The 17,242-nt window shown below is 39.5% G+C and carries 19 protein-coding genes; 3 read left to right on the top strand and 16 right to left on the bottom strand.

What is annotated here, in order from left to right; translation table 11 throughout:
* Nucleotides 1-109 precede the first annotated feature (109 nt).
* From CGC65_RS32160 to CGC65_RS30760, 4 genes are all read right to left on the bottom strand, one after another.
* The gene (locus CGC65_RS32160; RefSeq protein WP_007038029.1) at nt 110-235 is read right to left on the bottom strand and encodes a hypothetical protein; all 126 of its coding nucleotides are present in this window, start codon (nt 233-235) and stop codon (nt 110-112) included.
* 158 nt (nt 236-393) lie between these two features.
* A complete protein-coding gene (locus tag CGC65_RS30770) occupies nt 394-1,137 on the bottom strand; it encodes a ParA family protein (protein WP_039897592.1) in 744 nt (247 codons plus the stop codon).
* Nucleotides 1,138-1,210: 73 nt separating this feature from the next.
* Nucleotides 1,211-1,423, bottom strand: a complete 213-nt coding sequence (locus CGC65_RS30765) for a hypothetical protein (protein ID WP_007038027.1) — start codon at nt 1,421-1,423, stop codon at nt 1,211-1,213.
* Nucleotides 1,407-1,664 (bottom strand): hypothetical protein, encoded by a 258-nt coding sequence (locus CGC65_RS30760; protein WP_007038026.1) that lies wholly within the window; start codon nt 1,662-1,664, stop codon nt 1,407-1,409. Before CGC65_RS30760 ends, CGC65_RS30765 begins: the two co-directional genes overlap by 17 nt.
* A gap of 451 nt (nt 1,665-2,115) precedes the next feature.
* On the opposite strand from CGC65_RS30760, the gene CGC65_RS30755 reads away from it, so the two are divergent.
* Together CGC65_RS30755 and CGC65_RS30750 are read left to right on the top strand one after the other, a co-directional pair.
* Entirely contained in the window at nt 2,116-2,370 is a 255-nt protein-coding gene (locus CGC65_RS30755) for a type II toxin-antitoxin system RelB/DinJ family antitoxin (RefSeq protein ID WP_416387848.1), read from the top strand.
* Nucleotides 2,363-2,641 (top strand): type II toxin-antitoxin system YafQ family toxin, encoded by a 279-nt coding sequence (locus CGC65_RS30750; protein WP_007038024.1) that lies wholly within the window; start codon nt 2,363-2,365, stop codon nt 2,639-2,641. The genes CGC65_RS30755 and CGC65_RS30750 overlap by 8 nt, the downstream gene beginning before the upstream one ends.
* A gap of 149 nt (nt 2,642-2,790) precedes the next feature.
* Here the strand turns inward: CGC65_RS30750 and CGC65_RS30745 are convergent, their stop codons facing one another.
* On the bottom strand, nt 2,791-3,126 hold the full coding sequence (locus CGC65_RS30745; RefSeq protein ID WP_039897591.1) for a hypothetical protein: 336 nt from the start codon (nt 3,124-3,126) through the stop codon (nt 2,791-2,793).
* Between the two features lie 136 nt (nt 3,127-3,262).
* Here CGC65_RS30745 and CGC65_RS30740 point away from each other — a divergent pair, with 136 nt between their 5' ends.
* A complete protein-coding gene (locus tag CGC65_RS30740; protein ID WP_039897589.1) occupies nt 3,263-3,562 on the top strand; it encodes a helix-turn-helix domain-containing protein in 300 nt (99 codons plus the stop codon).
* A 1,234-nt stretch (nt 3,563-4,796) separates the two neighbouring features.
* On the opposite strand, the gene CGC65_RS30735 is transcribed toward CGC65_RS30740, so the two are convergent.
* The 11 genes from CGC65_RS30735 to CGC65_RS30685 form a co-directional block, all read right to left on the bottom strand.
* A complete protein-coding gene (locus CGC65_RS30735; protein WP_007038019.1) occupies nt 4,797-5,633 on the bottom strand; it encodes a hypothetical protein in 837 nt (278 codons plus the stop codon).
* Between the two features lie 519 nt (nt 5,634-6,152).
* Entirely contained in the window at nt 6,153-8,531 is a 2,379-nt protein-coding gene (locus tag CGC65_RS30730) for a hypothetical protein (RefSeq protein ID WP_105105453.1), read from the bottom strand.
* Nucleotides 8,532-8,539: 8 nt separating this feature from the next.
* Nucleotides 8,540-9,073 (bottom strand): hypothetical protein, encoded by a 534-nt coding sequence (locus CGC65_RS30725; protein WP_105105452.1) that lies wholly within the window; start codon nt 9,071-9,073, stop codon nt 8,540-8,542.
* A gap of 11 nt (nt 9,074-9,084) precedes the next feature.
* Nucleotides 9,085-10,236 carry a C39 family peptidase gene (locus CGC65_RS30720; RefSeq protein ID WP_007038016.1) on the bottom strand — a complete coding sequence of 384 codons (1,152 nt, stop codon included), beginning with the start codon at nt 10,234-10,236 and terminating at the stop codon, nt 9,085-9,087.
* On the bottom strand, nt 10,236-12,722 hold the full coding sequence (locus tag CGC65_RS30715; protein WP_235622277.1) for an ATP-binding protein: 2,487 nt from the start codon (nt 12,720-12,722) through the stop codon (nt 10,236-10,238). Before CGC65_RS30715 ends, CGC65_RS30720 begins: the two co-directional genes overlap by 1 nt.
* 166 nt (nt 12,723-12,888) lie before the next feature.
* Complete coding sequence (locus tag CGC65_RS30710; RefSeq protein WP_105105457.1) at nt 12,889-13,296, bottom strand: TcpE family conjugal transfer membrane protein; 408 nt, start codon at nt 13,294-13,296, stop codon at nt 12,889-12,891.
* A 2-nt stretch (nt 13,297-13,298) separates the two neighbouring features.
* Nucleotides 13,299-13,619 carry a TcpD family membrane protein gene (locus tag CGC65_RS30705; protein WP_007038013.1) on the bottom strand — a complete coding sequence of 107 codons (321 nt, stop codon included), beginning with the start codon at nt 13,617-13,619 and terminating at the stop codon, nt 13,299-13,301.
* A 64-nt stretch (nt 13,620-13,683) separates the two neighbouring features.
* A complete protein-coding gene (locus CGC65_RS30700; RefSeq protein WP_007038012.1) occupies nt 13,684-14,730 on the bottom strand; it encodes a conjugal transfer protein in 1,047 nt (348 codons plus the stop codon).
* Nucleotides 14,727-16,229, bottom strand: a complete 1,503-nt coding sequence (locus tag CGC65_RS30695; protein WP_007038011.1) for an FtsK/SpoIIIE domain-containing protein — start codon at nt 16,227-16,229, stop codon at nt 14,727-14,729. The genes CGC65_RS30700 and CGC65_RS30695 overlap by 4 nt, the downstream gene beginning before the upstream one ends.
* 3 nt (nt 16,230-16,232) lie before the next feature.
* Nucleotides 16,233-16,934, bottom strand: coding sequence for a class B sortase (locus CGC65_RS30690; RefSeq protein WP_007038010.1), 702 nt, complete (start codon nt 16,932-16,934; stop codon nt 16,233-16,235).
* A 3-nt stretch (nt 16,935-16,937) separates the two neighbouring features.
* Nucleotides 16,938-17,240, bottom strand: coding sequence for a hypothetical protein (locus CGC65_RS30685; RefSeq protein ID WP_002571112.1), 303 nt, complete (start codon nt 17,238-17,240; stop codon nt 16,938-16,940).
* Nucleotides 17,241-17,242 lie beyond the last annotated feature (2 nt).

Raw genomic sequence — 17,242 nt, 5'->3', positions numbered from 1 at the left:
AAATCTTAAAATTTCATCACTTTAGCTTAACTCTTATAAAACTAGATAATTTTTCTTCGCCAACCCCCTACTTTACATTTCTTCAATGTGATAGCATTATACCCTCCTTTTAAATTTCCGGGTAATTCTCAAGTTTAAAAATTGCCCAACGTAATGCTGCAACGGCTTCTATATCATGTTCTTTTTTAGCCTTTTCCATAAGTTCATATAACTTCTCAATTTTCTTTTCATCCATGGTATTACCCTTCTTCTGTTTCCCAGAAAATATTGATTGTATATATCTCCGTTTTATGTTAAAATAAATCTGATAGGGGCATAGTCCCTTTCGACATTTTTTCCACCAGTCCTTGTGATTGGTGGTTTTTATATGTGGCGCAAGCTTCTGCAGAAACTTTACATAGACATAATATATTCTGCGATTTTCTTATACTCTTGAGATATTGGAAGTTTCGGATTTCTTTCTACTACCGCAAGGCCATCATATATACCCTTAACCGCTTCTGATGTTTCCCTGATGATACCTATTACATTATATTTTTCCTGTAACAAACCTAGTATCTCATTCTGGTCCTTAACACGAACTTTATACAGCGTAGCAATAACCCCCATGATTTCCAATTCCGGATTAACCAGTTCTCGTATGTCATTAATTGTATTTTCCAATTGCTCTAATCCCCTATATGACAGATATGTAGGTTGGCATGGAATCAATACCTTATCAGCTGCAGCTAAAGCGTTAAGTGTTAAAATTGATAGCTGGGGCGGACAATCAATAAGTATGTAATCATAATTTGCTTCAACTTTTTTTAAAGCCCTGGCCAATACCTGCTCACGTGCTGTCCTGCCAGTCAACTCTAGCTCCATTGATGCCAGGAAGAGGTTACTTGGTATAATGTCAAGATTATCTTTAATATTATAGATACATTCTTCTATCCCAATTGGGTCCCTCTTCAAAATGTCACATATACTATGTTCAAAATCAAATGGTTCCTTCCCAAAACTTATTGTAAGGCTACTTTGTCCATCCGCATCCACTTCCAGAACCCTTTTATTATTGGCTGCTAATTCAACCCCCAGATTGTGTGTTGTGGTTGTCTTACCTACACCACCCTTTTGGTTCGATATTGCAATAATCATAACAATCTCCTCCTCTTTCAATTTGATAACAAACTACTTTGCTAATAAATTATTTTAATAATAAATTATTTAATTATTTTTTTCTCCAATCAACAAAAAAACCGTTTATCAATCTCCTGTCTGCTGGTGGCTCCTCGTTTATATCTATCATCCATATTTTTCCAATTTTTGTTGCTGTTTTCATTTCTCCATTTTGGCACCGTCTTTTTATCCCCTGCAGGCTGCAGCCATAGTGCTCTGCATAGGCCGATAATCTCACCAATTTTTTTTCATCTGAACAACTCATAATCCACCTTTGCTCTCAGATAACTATACAGATTCCAAATATTCGCTTTTACTGGATAATCCATTCGGTATCTGAATTTAGTCACATAGTTTATTTCATGTGCCTGGCACCACTGGTACAATTCCCGCATATTCATCCTATCACCATTTTCAATGCGTTCTTTTAGCCATTCCAGCTTGAATTTGTCACCTTCTTGGTGGTCGGCCAGAATAAAAAGCACATTATAGTATCTGATTATCATTAGTTCTCCTTTCCCAGCTTAAGTATAGATTACATTTTTATCGGTCTAATGTCAATAACAAATTATCAAAATACAAAAATAATTTATTATTAATTGATTTTTAGTTAGCTACTCTGATTCCATCTCTGTAAGGGCCTCCACCAATCATCATACTACAGACCGTGCCTGGATTCTTTCCCATACTGCTCTTATCCTCCTTTTAATAATTTGATAACTAATTATTTTAATAATAAAATATTTTTCTATTAAGTTATTTTATTATTATCTTATTTATATAGTTTAAATTACAATCGGTCAAATGTCAATAATAAATTATTTTATTACTTTAATAATTTATTATTTTTTTGTCATTCCGCATCAAGCAATGCACACAACGTCTTTACATTAGGCATATTATGTATTATAATACTATAAAAAAGGAGATGATAGTATGTCTGAAAAAAACACAAGTATGAATATCAGAATGAATAAAGATGTGAAACTACAGGCACAGAAAGTTTTTAGTGACCTTGGAATTGATTTAACCACTGCAGTAAACGTATTTCTGCGCCAATCTATACGTTACCAGGGTTTTCCCTTCGATGTAACCTTGCGCCAGGAACCAAACGCAACAACTATGGCTGCTATAGAAAATGCGGATAAAGGGATAGACATGCATGGTCCGTTTGAATCTGTAGAGGCCCTAATGGAGGACCTTAATGCTTAAGATTGAGTATCAAGGCCAGTTTAAGAAAGATTATAAATTAGCATTAAAACGTGGATGTAATCCTGAACTACTTACAGAGGTTATATCTATGTTGGCCAATGAGCAAGAACTCCCCGAAAAATATAGGGACCATAACCTTATGAACTCACGGAGCTATAAAAATGCGAGAGAGTGCCACATACAGCCTGATTGGTTACTCATCTATCAGACAAATAAAGATATCTTAACGCTAAAATTGTTGCGGACTGGTTCACATAGTGATTTATTTTAATAAAATTTTATTTTATTATCAAATTATTATAATAACAAATTATTATCACAAGAAGGGCGATATGGATTATTACTCCATACCGCCCTTCAAACATGAAGTCATAGAGCCGCCAGAAGCCCTATGACTTCATGTTTGATAGGAAAAATTGCTTACCATGCTGGTGGCGGTCCTATTATTTCATCTTCTGAGTACTCAAATATCTTCGTATAATATGCCTGTCCATGATTCAGCGCATACATACTGTGATATAAATGTATCGTCAGCCTGTTAGGTGTGCCGTTCATTGTACAATGCTTCCTTACGATTTCGGTCACGGTTCCATCAGTATCCCATGGTTGATAAACAATCACAAATAGTTCTGTGTCCCTTGTGTCTCCCCCACTTCCACTAATTATGCTATATATTATATATTCTGGTTTCTGAATATATGCGCCTATCAAAAGCAATACTACTAGCATTAATATCAATCTGCATAATCGTTGCATATTGCACCCCCTCCTATAACAATAACGTAATCAACGGATGTTTTGCTCACTAACAGGGTCAAAATTTTGTATTTTTGTCACTACCAGAAAGCATATGCAATTTAAAATGATTAAAACTATGGAAAGGGGGACGGTTATGGATGCCTATGATTTAGGATTACGCCTAAAGGGATTACGAGAAAAGTACAAATTATCACAAACACAAGTTGCAACACGCCTTAATCTCTCCAGGTCCGCAATTGCTAATTATGAAAGCAACACGTCATTTCCTTCCACGGATGTTGTCACAAAGTTTGCGCTATTATATCATACCTCAACCGATTATATCCTTGGCCTGGAAAACCGTACTACTATCACACTTGATGGACTCACCCCTTCACAAGAAGATGACCTTTTAAAAGTGATAGACATATTCCTTAAACAATTCAAAGCTTAAAACATACTGCAGCAGCTCCTGGCCGTTGCAGTATGTTTATTCCTACAAAAGTAATCTTTATCTCTATGTCTTTTTAGGCTATATCAAGCGCTGGCCTCATTACCTCATTCTCATTATGTGTAAAATTCAAAAATAGGCCATTTGGCAGTTTCCAGTGTAGATTCGATGGCCAAATAACAGAAAAACCGATTCTGGGGCATTCTGGTGCGTCACAAGGGTATATTATACAAGGCTGTAATCACAGATTTTCCAAAAAAGATTGAAACCAGTTATGTCGCAGAAGAGTGGTAGATGCATTGCAGTTGTAATGTTCCAGCTTTCATCATCCGGAGCCGGGGATGCTGTTTTAAAATATCAAGGTGTGATTTTGGGCCAGGACATCATCCAAGTAATATGCCTCTGTGACGCACCAGAATGCCCCAGAATCGGTTTTTCTGCTCTTTGGTCTACGAATCTACTTTGGAAGTCTTTTTAGGAAGTTTGAGAGGTCTAGTGGTTAGGAGTGAGAGGTTGTTTTTTTAGCTGATTCTGAGCTTAAATTTTTATGAGGGAATATCAGGGCTATGGTTCCGTGTGCTATACTAGATGACGTGATGATAAGGAATTTATTAGAGGTTGTCTTTTCCCTTCATCATCGCTTAAGAGTGGATAAGCACACGGAAATCCAAAAGTCAAGGGCGGGGCTTGCCCCGTTTATATACCCTTGACTTTTGGATAGTAGCCCGTTGGCTTTTGGATTTAGCCAGTTGGGGAATATTAAGAATTGTTATTGTTGTTATTCGATGAAGTTTTTAGAAATTGGTTTTAACTTGATTATGAGACAAAGAATTATTACGGTAGTTTAGATAAGATTATATATATAAAGGGAAAGAATAAAGAATTAAAGAATAGATATACTAACCATCGAAAAGCCTTGAAACTCTTATAAATAAAGGCTTTTTTTGTATTTTTGAGGTGCATAAAAATGGACTAATAAATATTCTTAACATCTTAGATTTTAGACTACATACTTTTCTTGACTACATTGTTTTTGGACTACTTTTTCTAAACGTCATTATTTTTGGACTATCAAAATGGCATAAGGGAGGGAGCAAGCCCCTTTCCTGGTACCTGCTCCCTCCCTTGATATCATATTTTCACCTGCAGACAGCTTTACTTCTTAAAAAACGGCCATGACGGCCATGACTTCAATCGTTATGTCAACGCCAAATAGGCTTGTTATTTACTACAAGCCTTAAAACTCCATTTCCTGGCCAGACCAAATTAATCCCAAGGTGCGCCTTACCAGTTTATGTATATACTTACTATTCAATTCTCTAGCCTGGCAAATACAGTCATCAACAATCTCAAAGATACTTCTACCAATACTTTCCTGGGCCTCTTTACGATATTGCTTCATGATGGTCACAACATCCTTCACGGCTGCCGGTGCACAATTCTTTATCTTTGCCCGTCTGCAGCTTACCCCCACCAAATACCTCATGTATTGGTCAGTTTCCGATATCTCAACCCTATCATTAAATACAGTCCTCAAATAGGAGATGAAATATTTTCCATCCTTAATGCCAATTGCAAAGAACTTTTTAAGAGAATGTAAATAGCCACGTAATACCCTTTTCGTTACCCCCAGGAGCTGCATATACTTTGTGTACAGCTTACCAGTTCCAATTTGATAGCTTCCGGATGCACTATGTGTGATTTTCATGAAATGCAGCAGCAATAATTTTTCTTTGGCTTTCAGCTCATGGAACCGGCGTGTATGAAATACCTGTCGGGATACATTGATATAGCCCTCATGGTACGCACCTGGGTACGAAAAATCATTATCCAGGATTGTAATATCATAATCCTGGTTCACACGGCTATATGTAATGATACCTTGCGCCTGCAGGGAACGTAACGTATCGTAGAACGTCTGTTTACACATATCCGCATTTTCGCATACATCACGATAATACATACCACGGATGCAGCCATAATCATCCTGGTATCGGGCAACGTACAAAATAAAATCAACTTCTTTGTTCGTCAAACTATTCAATTTATCTAATAAAGCATATTTTATCTTCATCTTGCCCTCCTTTCCAGGAAAATTTTATAAATTCATACACTTTTCAAAAGCGCGAAAAAGCCCGAATACTCAAGTATTCGGGCCTATATTTACATGAAATTCTTCCGCTTTTATTATTGACAAAATCATAAGGCTCTGCTATTATCTAGTCAGGAGCATTACACATGCACTAAACGGTTAAAAGATTCTTGTATTGGCGAAAATACTTGAGTTGCTTCCCTACCGTCTGGTAAACGTTAGAGAGGAACCGAATCATAGAGAGGTACCATTTGGTACTTCTCTTTTTCTTTATTCAGTTGTATCTGTTCTTAATCTCTGTACACTCATTTCACAGTGTGTAGCTACAGAAAATCTAAAACCTCATATGTGGATAACTTGTCCAAATTTCCCACTGATATCCACAACTCTTAAATCAGATTGTATCAATATCTATACTAATTGTCAAACTATTTTTTTCGCAACACACATTTTAAATCATATTTAGATTCAGGATGACCGTTACCAGCAGTCCCCCCGTTATTAAGTGTTATGGCCAGGCTCCATTTCGCCAGCCTTAAAGTCCTCTATTTTACCTTCCTCGGTCCGGACCGGTTGGCTCATCGGACGGGAAGATGGATTATCTGTTGATTCCATAGCATCCGCAGTTACTTTGTTCTTACCCATGTTCCCTAATTTTCCCTGCAATTTATCCGGATGTCTACTGTGGACCACTTTGTCTTGCTTTCTGGTATGCTCACCCTCCAGATGTTTACGTTTTTCCGTAGTAGTGGTTTGCTGGCTTATTGGACGTTGCTGGACAACTGTCTCATGCTCTGCTCCCTCTATTGCTTCCCCTTTCTCCTTCACCTGGGATATAGATGAATGACTTATCGGACGCTCTGGAACATCTTTAAGCGACTTATTTTCATCTGCAGCTGGTAAATCCTTTTGTACATCCTTAGAAATCACCTGATGGCTTATTGGACGTGTTGATGTCCGCTCTGTCTGTTCCGATGGCCTTTGATTACTCTCACCGGTCGGCTCCGTCCTCTCTCCTCCCTCCTGAACCCGATGATAGCTTACCGGACGTTCCTGGACCTTTGTATGCTTCTCCACAACCACATCCCTTTTCTCTCCTGGCTGCTCTCTGGATTCTGGCTGATAACTCACTGGACGGTTCACACTTGCTTTCGATGCACCAGCCTCTTCCCTCATTTCCGGATTACTTCCATTCAGTGAATCAGGCCGGGACATAGGTTCTGAGGATTCATTTTTCTTTCTTCTGATATTTTCTTCCATCTTCGGCCTCCCCGGTTTCTCTGCCTTATCCCACAACTCCCTCCAATTATCTGTAATCTCCCTGGGAGCGTAATAAGATATTGATTTTATCCCTGTTGTTTCCAATTTCGGTTCAGGTGGCCTGGAATGTGATTGAGTCCCTTCCCGTTTCTTTATCACGGATGTTTGATATGTAGATGGTCGTTCTGTACGTCCCCCATTATCTACCGGTTCTCTACGGGGGCTTTCGGCATCCCTATCAAATTTCTCACCATCTTCTTGACTTTTATATTTTCTGGGCAGTCCTCTAAAGCCTATGTCCCTACCTTGCATTCTTTGTGCTTTACGATGCATTTTAGCCATGTAACGATACGGATTCCCAATATACCCTAATCCGGTTCGCATCCTTCGGGGATTACCGGCCACCATTGTGGCCATGGAAAGAATGCCAAGAACCTCATACCTGAAACAGTAAAGGCCAATACATATTGCGACCTGCAAAATCAATGCAACATACCACCCAAAGGTGTGTGACATATCCTGTAATAGCTGGTCCATTAACACCATGATACCCATTAAAAAAGTCACTACAAGTATGCCTATCTGAATTTCCAGCATTTTGCGGCACCAAACCCCTAAAATCATAAAATCATAGCCAGGCATCAGAGCCATTAATAATATGACCGGAGCTAAAAGGACCAGGATTACTGTAAATATCTGAAATAGCAGCAGTATCACAGCTATTAAGATATATACAATGCATTTAAACAACATGGTAAGGAACATAATGGCCCCTTGTCCCATCCTTTGCCCTGCAGTTGATTTGCTAAATGCTTTTGGATTATCCTCCCTTATTTCCTGTACCTTGTTGTTACGTGTATCCTCATCCGTTTCCGTCAAGAAAAATTCCACGTCCTCATCGGCATAATCATATCCTGCAAACTCCAGGGACTTCCATGGTTCATGAACTAATGACACCCACAACACCCCAGCTGCCGTTGCTGCATACTCACTGGTTCCACTTTCTATATCAACACCACTCACACCAGTCATAATCTGCACTGATAGGCTTTTAGTTATGTTACTTGTGTAACTTAGAAATGTAGCAGAATCATGGACCAACAAAATGGACATTATGAGTACAAATATAACTTTCCCAAATTGTCCCATCAATCCGGAAAAATCTCTTCGGGCAAAACGTACTATAGCCAGGATAAGTGCGCCAACTAATATTAATTGAAATATTGGAAGGAATACATTCAACCGCAAGGACGATTGTATACTGCTTATCATAGGCTCTAACAGGGCCGCTATATCAAAGTCCAATGCATAATAAAATACTGCAATACTGGCTAGTCCTACGAACGTAATAGCACTAAATATTCCATTTGAAATTGCATTCAGGATTCCGTAACCGGCATCCTTTATACCTAACTTTTCAATATCTAATTGATAATTGTCCCTGTATTCCTGTGATAGATATTTCCCATCACCTTCCAGGCCATCCAATTCATCTGTTATTCCAAAGGCTCCTCCCCCTGCTGCAAATGCTGTTACCGTTGAAATATTTACCGTGAGGCAAATCATAACACACATGGCCACTATAATCTGCAGCTTATTAAATTTTTTAACAAGACTCATCGTATCCCTCATTCCCGCTTGAACGTCCACGTATGCAGATTCCTATCGTATGTCATTACAATGATAGTCTTTCCCACGTCATCACATTGTACCTGGAAGGATGTTTCTGGCCCTTCCGTTATGACCGTTCCATCTATACAGCGTAACTCTATAGCCTTGATTCCTTCACTGTCCAAATAACGCTGCGCATCATCCGTTAAACGTCCTTGTGCGCCAACTGGCAATGTACTGTCTACATCAATTGTGTTTTCTGTATTTGTAAAGTAACATGCTGTATAGTCCTCTTCCTCCCACGGCGAATATATTTCTGGCTGCGTATTCCCCCCTTCTGCCTCAACCTCATCTGGATATGTGGCCATGGTTGTTTGATTTCTTTCTGTTTCTGCTGTTATATCTTCCTCTGTTAATTCAGCGGCAGTTTCAGGCTGCACAATCGGCTCCTTACTCTCTTCGGGATTTTTAAAAAGCCTCATGCTTAAAGACAATATTATTGCGGCCAGGACCGCCATGATAAGCACTTTATAAATGTTTCCGTATTTCATCTGCATCCCCCTTAATTGCTAAAGCTCCAATATTGTTTTGACTCTCTCTGTATCAAAGCCGGTGCAAACGATGTATAAAAAAATCGTTTTGTGGCATTATCATTTGGGTCATTAACTAAAATTCTTCCATCCTCTGTAATCCCTCGCAATACAATAAAATGTCCCGCCCGGGTAAAAGTCCCCGGCCGCATACTTGCTATAACAGGATGTCCTGCTGCCAGTTCTGCTATCATGCCCTGCAGGGATGTACCTAAACCATAGCATTTTATGCCCCAATGTTGGGCCGTGGCGGGAAATATATCCCAACTCTGTCCAGCATTTCCTACGTAATAACGATTACCAGTCCAGGCCACAATATCCGGGGGGGTTATAGTGCTATCCCTTAAATAGCTGAACACCATGGCAATTGAGGTGACAGAACATCCGGATGTCCTTATTGTATTGCCGCCAAATTTCACGTCCCCCCATGGCTGCTGATACTGGTAGTATAATGGTATTTCCATTCCCGTTTCCGGATAAACCAAATCCCCTATCTCATAATCGCCAAATAGCCCATCCCCGGAGCCGGTTCCCGACCACTCCCCTATGATATCCTCATATAGCTCCACCAAATACTTCTGTTCGTTTAGTGCAAGCATCTCTGTTTTTGCTTCATCATCAAAGCAACCGTAATAAGTATCCAGTACATCCTTTAAATCATCATAGGGAGCTGTAGATATATGGAATTGACTTGAATTTTTTCCTTGTATGGTCCGGACTACCAGCTGCACATCCCGACACTCTTTAGGTAGTCCGAAGTATTCCATTATGGCATCTGCACCATATGCATAATCTGTATGGTCATATTCCCAATGTGTCTCGCCATCCTCATCCTCTTCTTCCGTATACACCTCAATCGTCACTTTAAGGCAATTTAGGGCGGTATAGACCATATTCTGGCTAGTTATGTCAGTATGCTCCTGGTCGGCCATATACATGTCTATCAGCATCACCCATGACCAATCCACACCTAATTGACTAGCACACATTTGGTATTTCATTGCTGTTTCTTCATCTGCGGGGACAACCTCTGTATTTCCACCAACTAAACCTCCCAAAACAATACAGATGAGTAGGAATGGAACCACTATGGCCATAGCGATTAAAAACATTTTCTTTTTCATCAGATATCTTCCTTTGTGAATAAGTCATCTTCTGTAAACTCAAAATCTAATAGTGGCTCTGGTTTTGAAATGATTTTATCCTCTGGTAGCTCTGGTATCTCAGGTTCCGGTGCCTTAGGTTCCAGTGTCTCAGGTTCCGGTGCCTCAGGTTCTGGTTCTTCATCGGCATCTTCTGTCGGCGTAGTGGAAAAGATATCAAATAAATCCTGAAAAACGGGGTCAAACTGAAGCACACCCACACGATTATATAAATCTTTAAACAGGCATTGTCCTGCCCCCAGGTTCTGAATTACCAACATGTTTTCTGGTGTTACCTCCAGGCCCAGGTAATCCAATAGACGGGCTGCTTCCTCCCTATTGTTCCGGGAGCGGAATACAAACTTATATGTAATTGAGTTTTTAATTCCTTCTGTAGGCAAGTCCTTCGTAGAATGGCCATTGTAAATAATGCAAGTATAAAGGGACCGTCCCATACGTGATATGAACTCTTCCATGTTGCGCCCTTCCTTTGACGCTGATATTGCCCACGATTCATCTACAAGTATACCTTTTGGTACTGGCCGTTTCACTAAAGCAAATTTCTTAATAAAGGCAGATACAACACCAAAAATAACAACCGATAAAACCTCATCTCTCGTATAATCCTGTTTCGGTGTTTCTGGTGATGGCATCTTTAAATTCTGCAGCTGTATTATATTCAAGCGATTATCCAATGTAATGGCATGTTCTGCTCCATCCCCTATCAATAGGCCCGCCATTCCATTATCCCTGTATAATATAATCCTTCTGGCCAGATTATTTGCTGCCTCATGTAAATTATCCTCTTCTGGTATCGCCTCCAACATTTTGGCCAGTTTTAACATACAGTGCGCCCCATGACTTTTCTCCATCCTCTTTTGGGCCTCCAGTATAGCAATATACTCATCACTTTTTGGGTCCAGCCCAAATAAATCGCTCAGTACATTTAGTGTAAGCTCATGTGCTTCCCGTATGTCATCCGGATATATGTTATAAGGGTCTAGTTTTCCTCTGTCACTGGCTGCTGCTCCTAATGTGACTGTACTAATCAAACCACGTAGAACAATCAACTGTTTCTCCCAGTGCGACCGTTCTCCCTTAGGGTCTATAATCAATCCATAGCCGCCATATAAGACCATCTGATATATCAATATATTGGCATTAAATGATTTACCCGTTCCTAAATCTCCAAAAAACGTAGCAGCTGGAGACATATTTTGGAGACAGGCCAGCTCTGGAGCATAGTATACGGGTTTTCCTTCTTTTCCAGTGGAGCCGATATAGCCGCCCCGGTTATCTCCTAATTCCCTTGTCACTCCCACAATACCGGAAGCTAATGTAACCGGCGTAAGCCGCATTACAAAATCTTTTATTAAAATACGTACAGATGGAATGAAAGACATATACAATTTAAGCTGGTCCCCTAATGGACGTTCAATGATTATGTTCATATCATCGTACAGTTCTTTTACCCTGGCACATTTCTTTTCCAATCCATCCAAACTTGAATCAGATAGGCAAACAGTGATATTGCTTTCCAAAAGGGGGGACCTGTCATCTTTCAATTCCTGCTCCATGCAATCAGCATATTCCTTTGATGTATATAAATCTTCTGGGATATCAGCATTCGCCTCTTCAATATGCTCAATTTGACTGTTTATCTCCCTCTTTTTCAGTTCCAACTGATGCAGGGCTGATTTGTGCGGAATGGTTTTAATATGGATACACACTTCCGCCTGCAAATTTCTTACCTGCAGCTCATAAAGCCATTCCTTTCCCGGAAATTCATTTTGTTCCGGAAGCCATACAATGGGAAGAAATGTCTGATATGACGTAGAAAATCCTGTTGATACCTTGAGGCTCCTGTTTTGTGCTTCTATGCTGCCCTCAAACAGTGACACCGTATCTCTATGGTAAGGGCGTACAATCCTTTCCTGATTGATTACTACCTCATCTACATCCGGTTCCCATTTTTCCCTTCCTACTGTCTTATAAAATAATTTTGCCGGTATTCCGGTTCCCCTGTATGCAATGCGTCTGAACAACCATTGTGTTTCTTCTGTTGAAACAGCTTCCATGCTCATTTTATATTTATTCTCATCCAACCACTTATTGGCCATCTTTTCATAAGCTTTTATCTTACTTTTTAGTATATCCTTGGTATCCAGATTCATCTGTACATTAATTGCATTGACCGGGTCCTTAATGAAATACAAGAGGAACTCGCTTATCTTTTCTACTGCCTCATATTCCGAAGCTTCGCTTAGCTTTACAATAAAGTATGTGGCATAATCATTTACACGTCCTAACTGTTCTGTTTTTTCCCTTAAATATGATTCTGTCAATTCTATCTGTTGCATTGCGCTGTCATATAAAATGTCATTCCGGTGCAGACGCTCCCTTAAATTTCTAAAATGTTCCTGAACATCCTTTTCCACTGGAATCACCAATATCTGTGCATAGCTCATAATTCCACTATATACCCTGGCCAATTGCACCAGCTTATTTACCTTTCCCTGGGTACTTAAATAGTCATAGTTAAATCCCTTTAATCGGTAAATAGACCAGCAGCTCTTATCTGCATTGAATACCAGGTTATCAATGTAATAGTCAATCGGGCATTGGTACATCCAATCACCTCCTGTCTCCCTGGCTACAATTCCAGGATAGCTTAATGGCCTGTCTTTTTACCGGCTGTAACTTGAAATGTTCCAGTGCCTGGTCCTGTTCAGAAAACAAAAACACCACTATACCAAACATATACCTTATTGGATTCTTACCATCTAATTTTTTGGTTAATAGAAATTTTGAAATGAGATAGGGAATCAATAATGACCGAATGACTACCGGGATACTACTAAATCCCGGCAGTGCACCAAATATCAAGTTAATTGCAGCCCATGTGATACCAAAATATAGCAGTTGCCATGGGTCTATGGGGACAGGCAGCACCAGGTTCTGTATAGCATATATACGTTTCTCAACTTTCCAGACTTTGCTGTAGCTATATATTGTTACCTTTTTCTGCTCACTGTTATCCATAATCATCCCCCAAATACTCTACTGCCAACTGCATTTCCGATGGTAGATATTACTTCTGGTTGTTTACAGAGATAAGCTAATATGCCGCCAATAATCACGGTAACTATTGCTGTTGATAAAGCATGTTTCATCCATGCACCAGCTGCTACAACCAAAGTAACGAATAGTACTACCCAAAATGCCTGTTCAAACCCCCATTTAGCTGCATTCTCTGCATAATTTGCGCCACTGGCAAAAGATACCATAGCCATAGACAAGGTAAGTTGTATACTGAGCAAAATTGTTATGCATTTCCTTATTCTCGTATTCTCTAATAATTTCATTTTGGTCCTCTTTTCTTTTTGTTTTTTTATTATTTTGTTATTTTAATAATTAAATAATTTGTTATTAATATATTTTTGTATCTATATCCTTGACATAGTACTTATCCGATTCTTGGACAAGAGTTATCATATATTCCTGGCTTATTTCTTCCTGATTCACTGTATCAGCAATACGGACTGTTAATGAGCATAGGATATCTGCTGCTTCTGGCCTTTGATATGCTTTTACAGATTCAACCTTCTTAAATTCATATCTACCACCTATTGCTACAAATTTGCTGCGGTCTGCATCTGTAGTAAGCAGATAATTAATCATGCTCTGCTCCTGTGAGTAATAAGCGGATAAGAAGTTCTCAATAGAGGGTGATACCAGTGCGGTATCTATTTCCTGTCCCAACGGAATCTGAGGCAAGGTATAATCATCACTGTTCCTCTTATCTTGTATATACATAGGCAATGCAGTGATACTATATCCTGATTCCGTGGCCACAACAGGGATTTTTAAGGTGCAGTCTGCATATTCTATTCCATCCTCGCCCTTATCGTACTGTATTTCAGCATTGACATACACATTATAGACTTCCCCTTCCTGCTCTTTACGGTATGCATTCACGTATGCTGCTTTAGCATTATTCCGGAATGCATATATACCAGGTGCATTATTCAAACGTTGAGATATATATGGATTTATCCGTGTTCTGAAATCCTGTTCGCCTCCCTTCTCGTAGGTTAGATACTCTTTTGCAAAATCTTGGGCAAAGTCCATCACCTCCTCCGCTGCATCACCCTGGCTCTGTTGGGTCTGTTCAAAATCTTTTATCATCTGTCTCAGCTCATCGGCCGCTTGGGGTTTTATGATTTGATATGCGCCTCTTGCAAATACACATACTAACATAAACCAAAATACCCATCGAAAAATCTTCATGGTGAAATTCTTTTTTAGGACATATGTAGTATCTCTTGGCTGCTTTTCCTTTTTTTTCTTTTTGACAGCTACTGTATCCTTCGTATTTTTTTGTACGTTCGCTGCCTCCTGATTTTCCCCTTTCTTTTTCAGCTTTTTTTTTGTTTCTGTGGCCTCTCCAGTTTTATGTATTGGTAACAGGCTCATTTATCCACACTCCATTCTATTTCCTCATCTTCACCAAAATTAAAATCATACTCTTCATAATTGACTTGTTTTATCTCTTCCGTAACACTTTTCGATTTGGAAGGAACCTTAATCTCCTCTTCGTGATGATTAACTGTGTAGCTTTCTGTAAGCATATTCCCAGGTGACACCTCCACCGATTCATCCAACATCGTTTCATCATCAAAGTAATACGCCTGGAACTCTATCAATTCATTTCCTTGTAAATACAAGAATCTGCCTTTTATGTCCGGAAGATTTATGGCCGCTGTTGAATTTAGTACAATCTCTGATGCTGATTTATCTGCAAAACGTCCGCATATACGTATAGGAATGTTATTTTTTATTTGGCCAGTCAGCACATTGGCATCTGGCCGCTGCACTCCCAGAAAAAGATTAATGCCCGTTGCCCTTGACAGTCTGGCCAATGTCGATATATAACCTTCCAGCCGTTCATAAATCTCCCGTTCTTTCGTTGGCACACCTTTTTTGTCCAGCATCTCAGCAATCTCATCACAGAAAACACCTATTCTACATAGATTCTTTCCTGTTTTCTTGTTATACTCTGGTAAGTTTTTCACCCGAAGCTTCCGGAATAATGCCAGTCTTGCAGTATTCTCTTTAACTAACATCTCCAATACTTCGGCGGCCCTCTCTCTATCAGTTATTACTTCGCCGTAACGTTCATAGTCCAGACCAAATTCAACGCCGCCTTTAAAATCAATCATATAAACCCTGGCATTCTGGCTTATTAGCTGCCAAAGGCAACAACGTAATATCACAGATTTACCTGAGCCTGTTTCGCCGGCTGCCAGTACATGCGGTGTACGATTCAGATTAAATGATATCTGGGATAACATACCTTGACCTATTACGCAAACACCATCTTCATTAGATAAATACCCCTCTTCCCAAAGTAATTTATCCGGTATTTTATATTCACTGGACACGGCCAACATTTGGATAATACGCTTACTACCCTTGTTTTCAATCCGCAGAATAGTACAATCCAACACGGTTTCTATCTGTACAGCACGTTTCTTCCACTCACCTATGCTTATATTTGAGCGGAAGGTATAGCATATCCGGCCATCCGGTTCCTCGACTTCGCCTAAATACAATGGATACTTTCCTGTTTTTTCTTTAAATCCAATTTCCTCAAACTTTCGGTAAAATTCCATCTGCTTTCTGGTAATGACACTTCCTAGCAAAGCAAGGTCTATGGCCGGTGATAGAAGGATAAGTATGTATAATATCTTTTGCATCCACCCTGGCATCTCCAGAACATCAAGAACTGAAGCTATATGCCCCCATCGTGTCCAGCCAATCACTGCCAGTATTATACATAGCATAAAGGGAATGATTTTCCTGCCTCTTAACTTTTTGCATCCATACCAGACGGATTTCAAAACTTTTCCTATAATGACAACCAAATTCCCCATTGCCATATCCAACTGTCTATCCAAACTGCTCTGGGCCATATATTATCCCTCCCCAAATGCCTGTACTACAAGCCTTTTGTCTTTTCCATAACAGGTTGATAGGGTTATTATATTTCTGTCCGTGTCTGGCTCCGTAAGCTGCACCAATGATTTTTGTATCATTAAATCCAGATACTCCCTGTAGGATTCATCATTTGCAAATGTATATGCGAATACACTTCCATCATCCTCATTAAGTAACTGTACCGAAAATAATTTGTATTTATATTCCCTTCCTTTATTCAAAATAGTAATGGTCGGATATTGTTTACAGTACTCTGATTTCAGGTAGTTCTTTAATGCAGCGAACATGGTTCCGTCCCTCATGTTATGACCAAAAATCACTGTATTCTTATCTTGAAATGCATTTTGCGCCCTGCGTATAAATGGTGTCCCGGCTATGCTATTCTCCCCATAAAATCCAGTTATCAGATAGTCCCTATCAGATTCCATTACCACCGGATAATCAATTGGGGTATTCTCTATCTGCAGCCAGGCTATATAATCAGGGTTTATATCCTTTAATTTATCCTCCACCACCTCCCGCGGCCCCTTGATACCCTTTATTTCCCTTAGTTGCCTATATGCTATGTTTGACCTTTGGTACTCTGCAGATATATCCAGCAATCTTGTGCTAGATATGCCTAATCCTACAAGGGCTAACACAAAAACGGCTGCATAGGCTCCTGTTTTTAACTTCCCCATAAATCACACTCCTAACATACTATGCAGCTGTTCAACTACCTCCTGCATGATTATTAGTAATTCCGTTCTAGGTCCGACATACAACAGCGAAATCAATCCGATGGCTGCCAAACTACATAAAATGATGGTGGCTCCTATTCTAATGGTCGCAGCTCCTGTATTAAGCAGGATTTCTATCAGACGCTTCTTTTTGACCAGAATCGTTCCATCTTCATGGATTTTATATTTCCTTCGTAATTTTTGCTGTTCCTGCTCAAAGGCCCTTTTTTCTTCGACTTTTTCACCTAACCGTTTTTTATATTCCATCT

Source organism: Enterocloster bolteae, assembly GCF_002234575.2.
In the GTDB taxonomy this organism is placed as follows: domain Bacteria; phylum Bacillota; class Clostridia; order Lachnospirales; family Lachnospiraceae; genus Enterocloster; species Enterocloster bolteae.
Note: the sequence above shows the minus strand (reverse complement) of the source record. Positions and strands in the feature narration are given on the sequence as shown.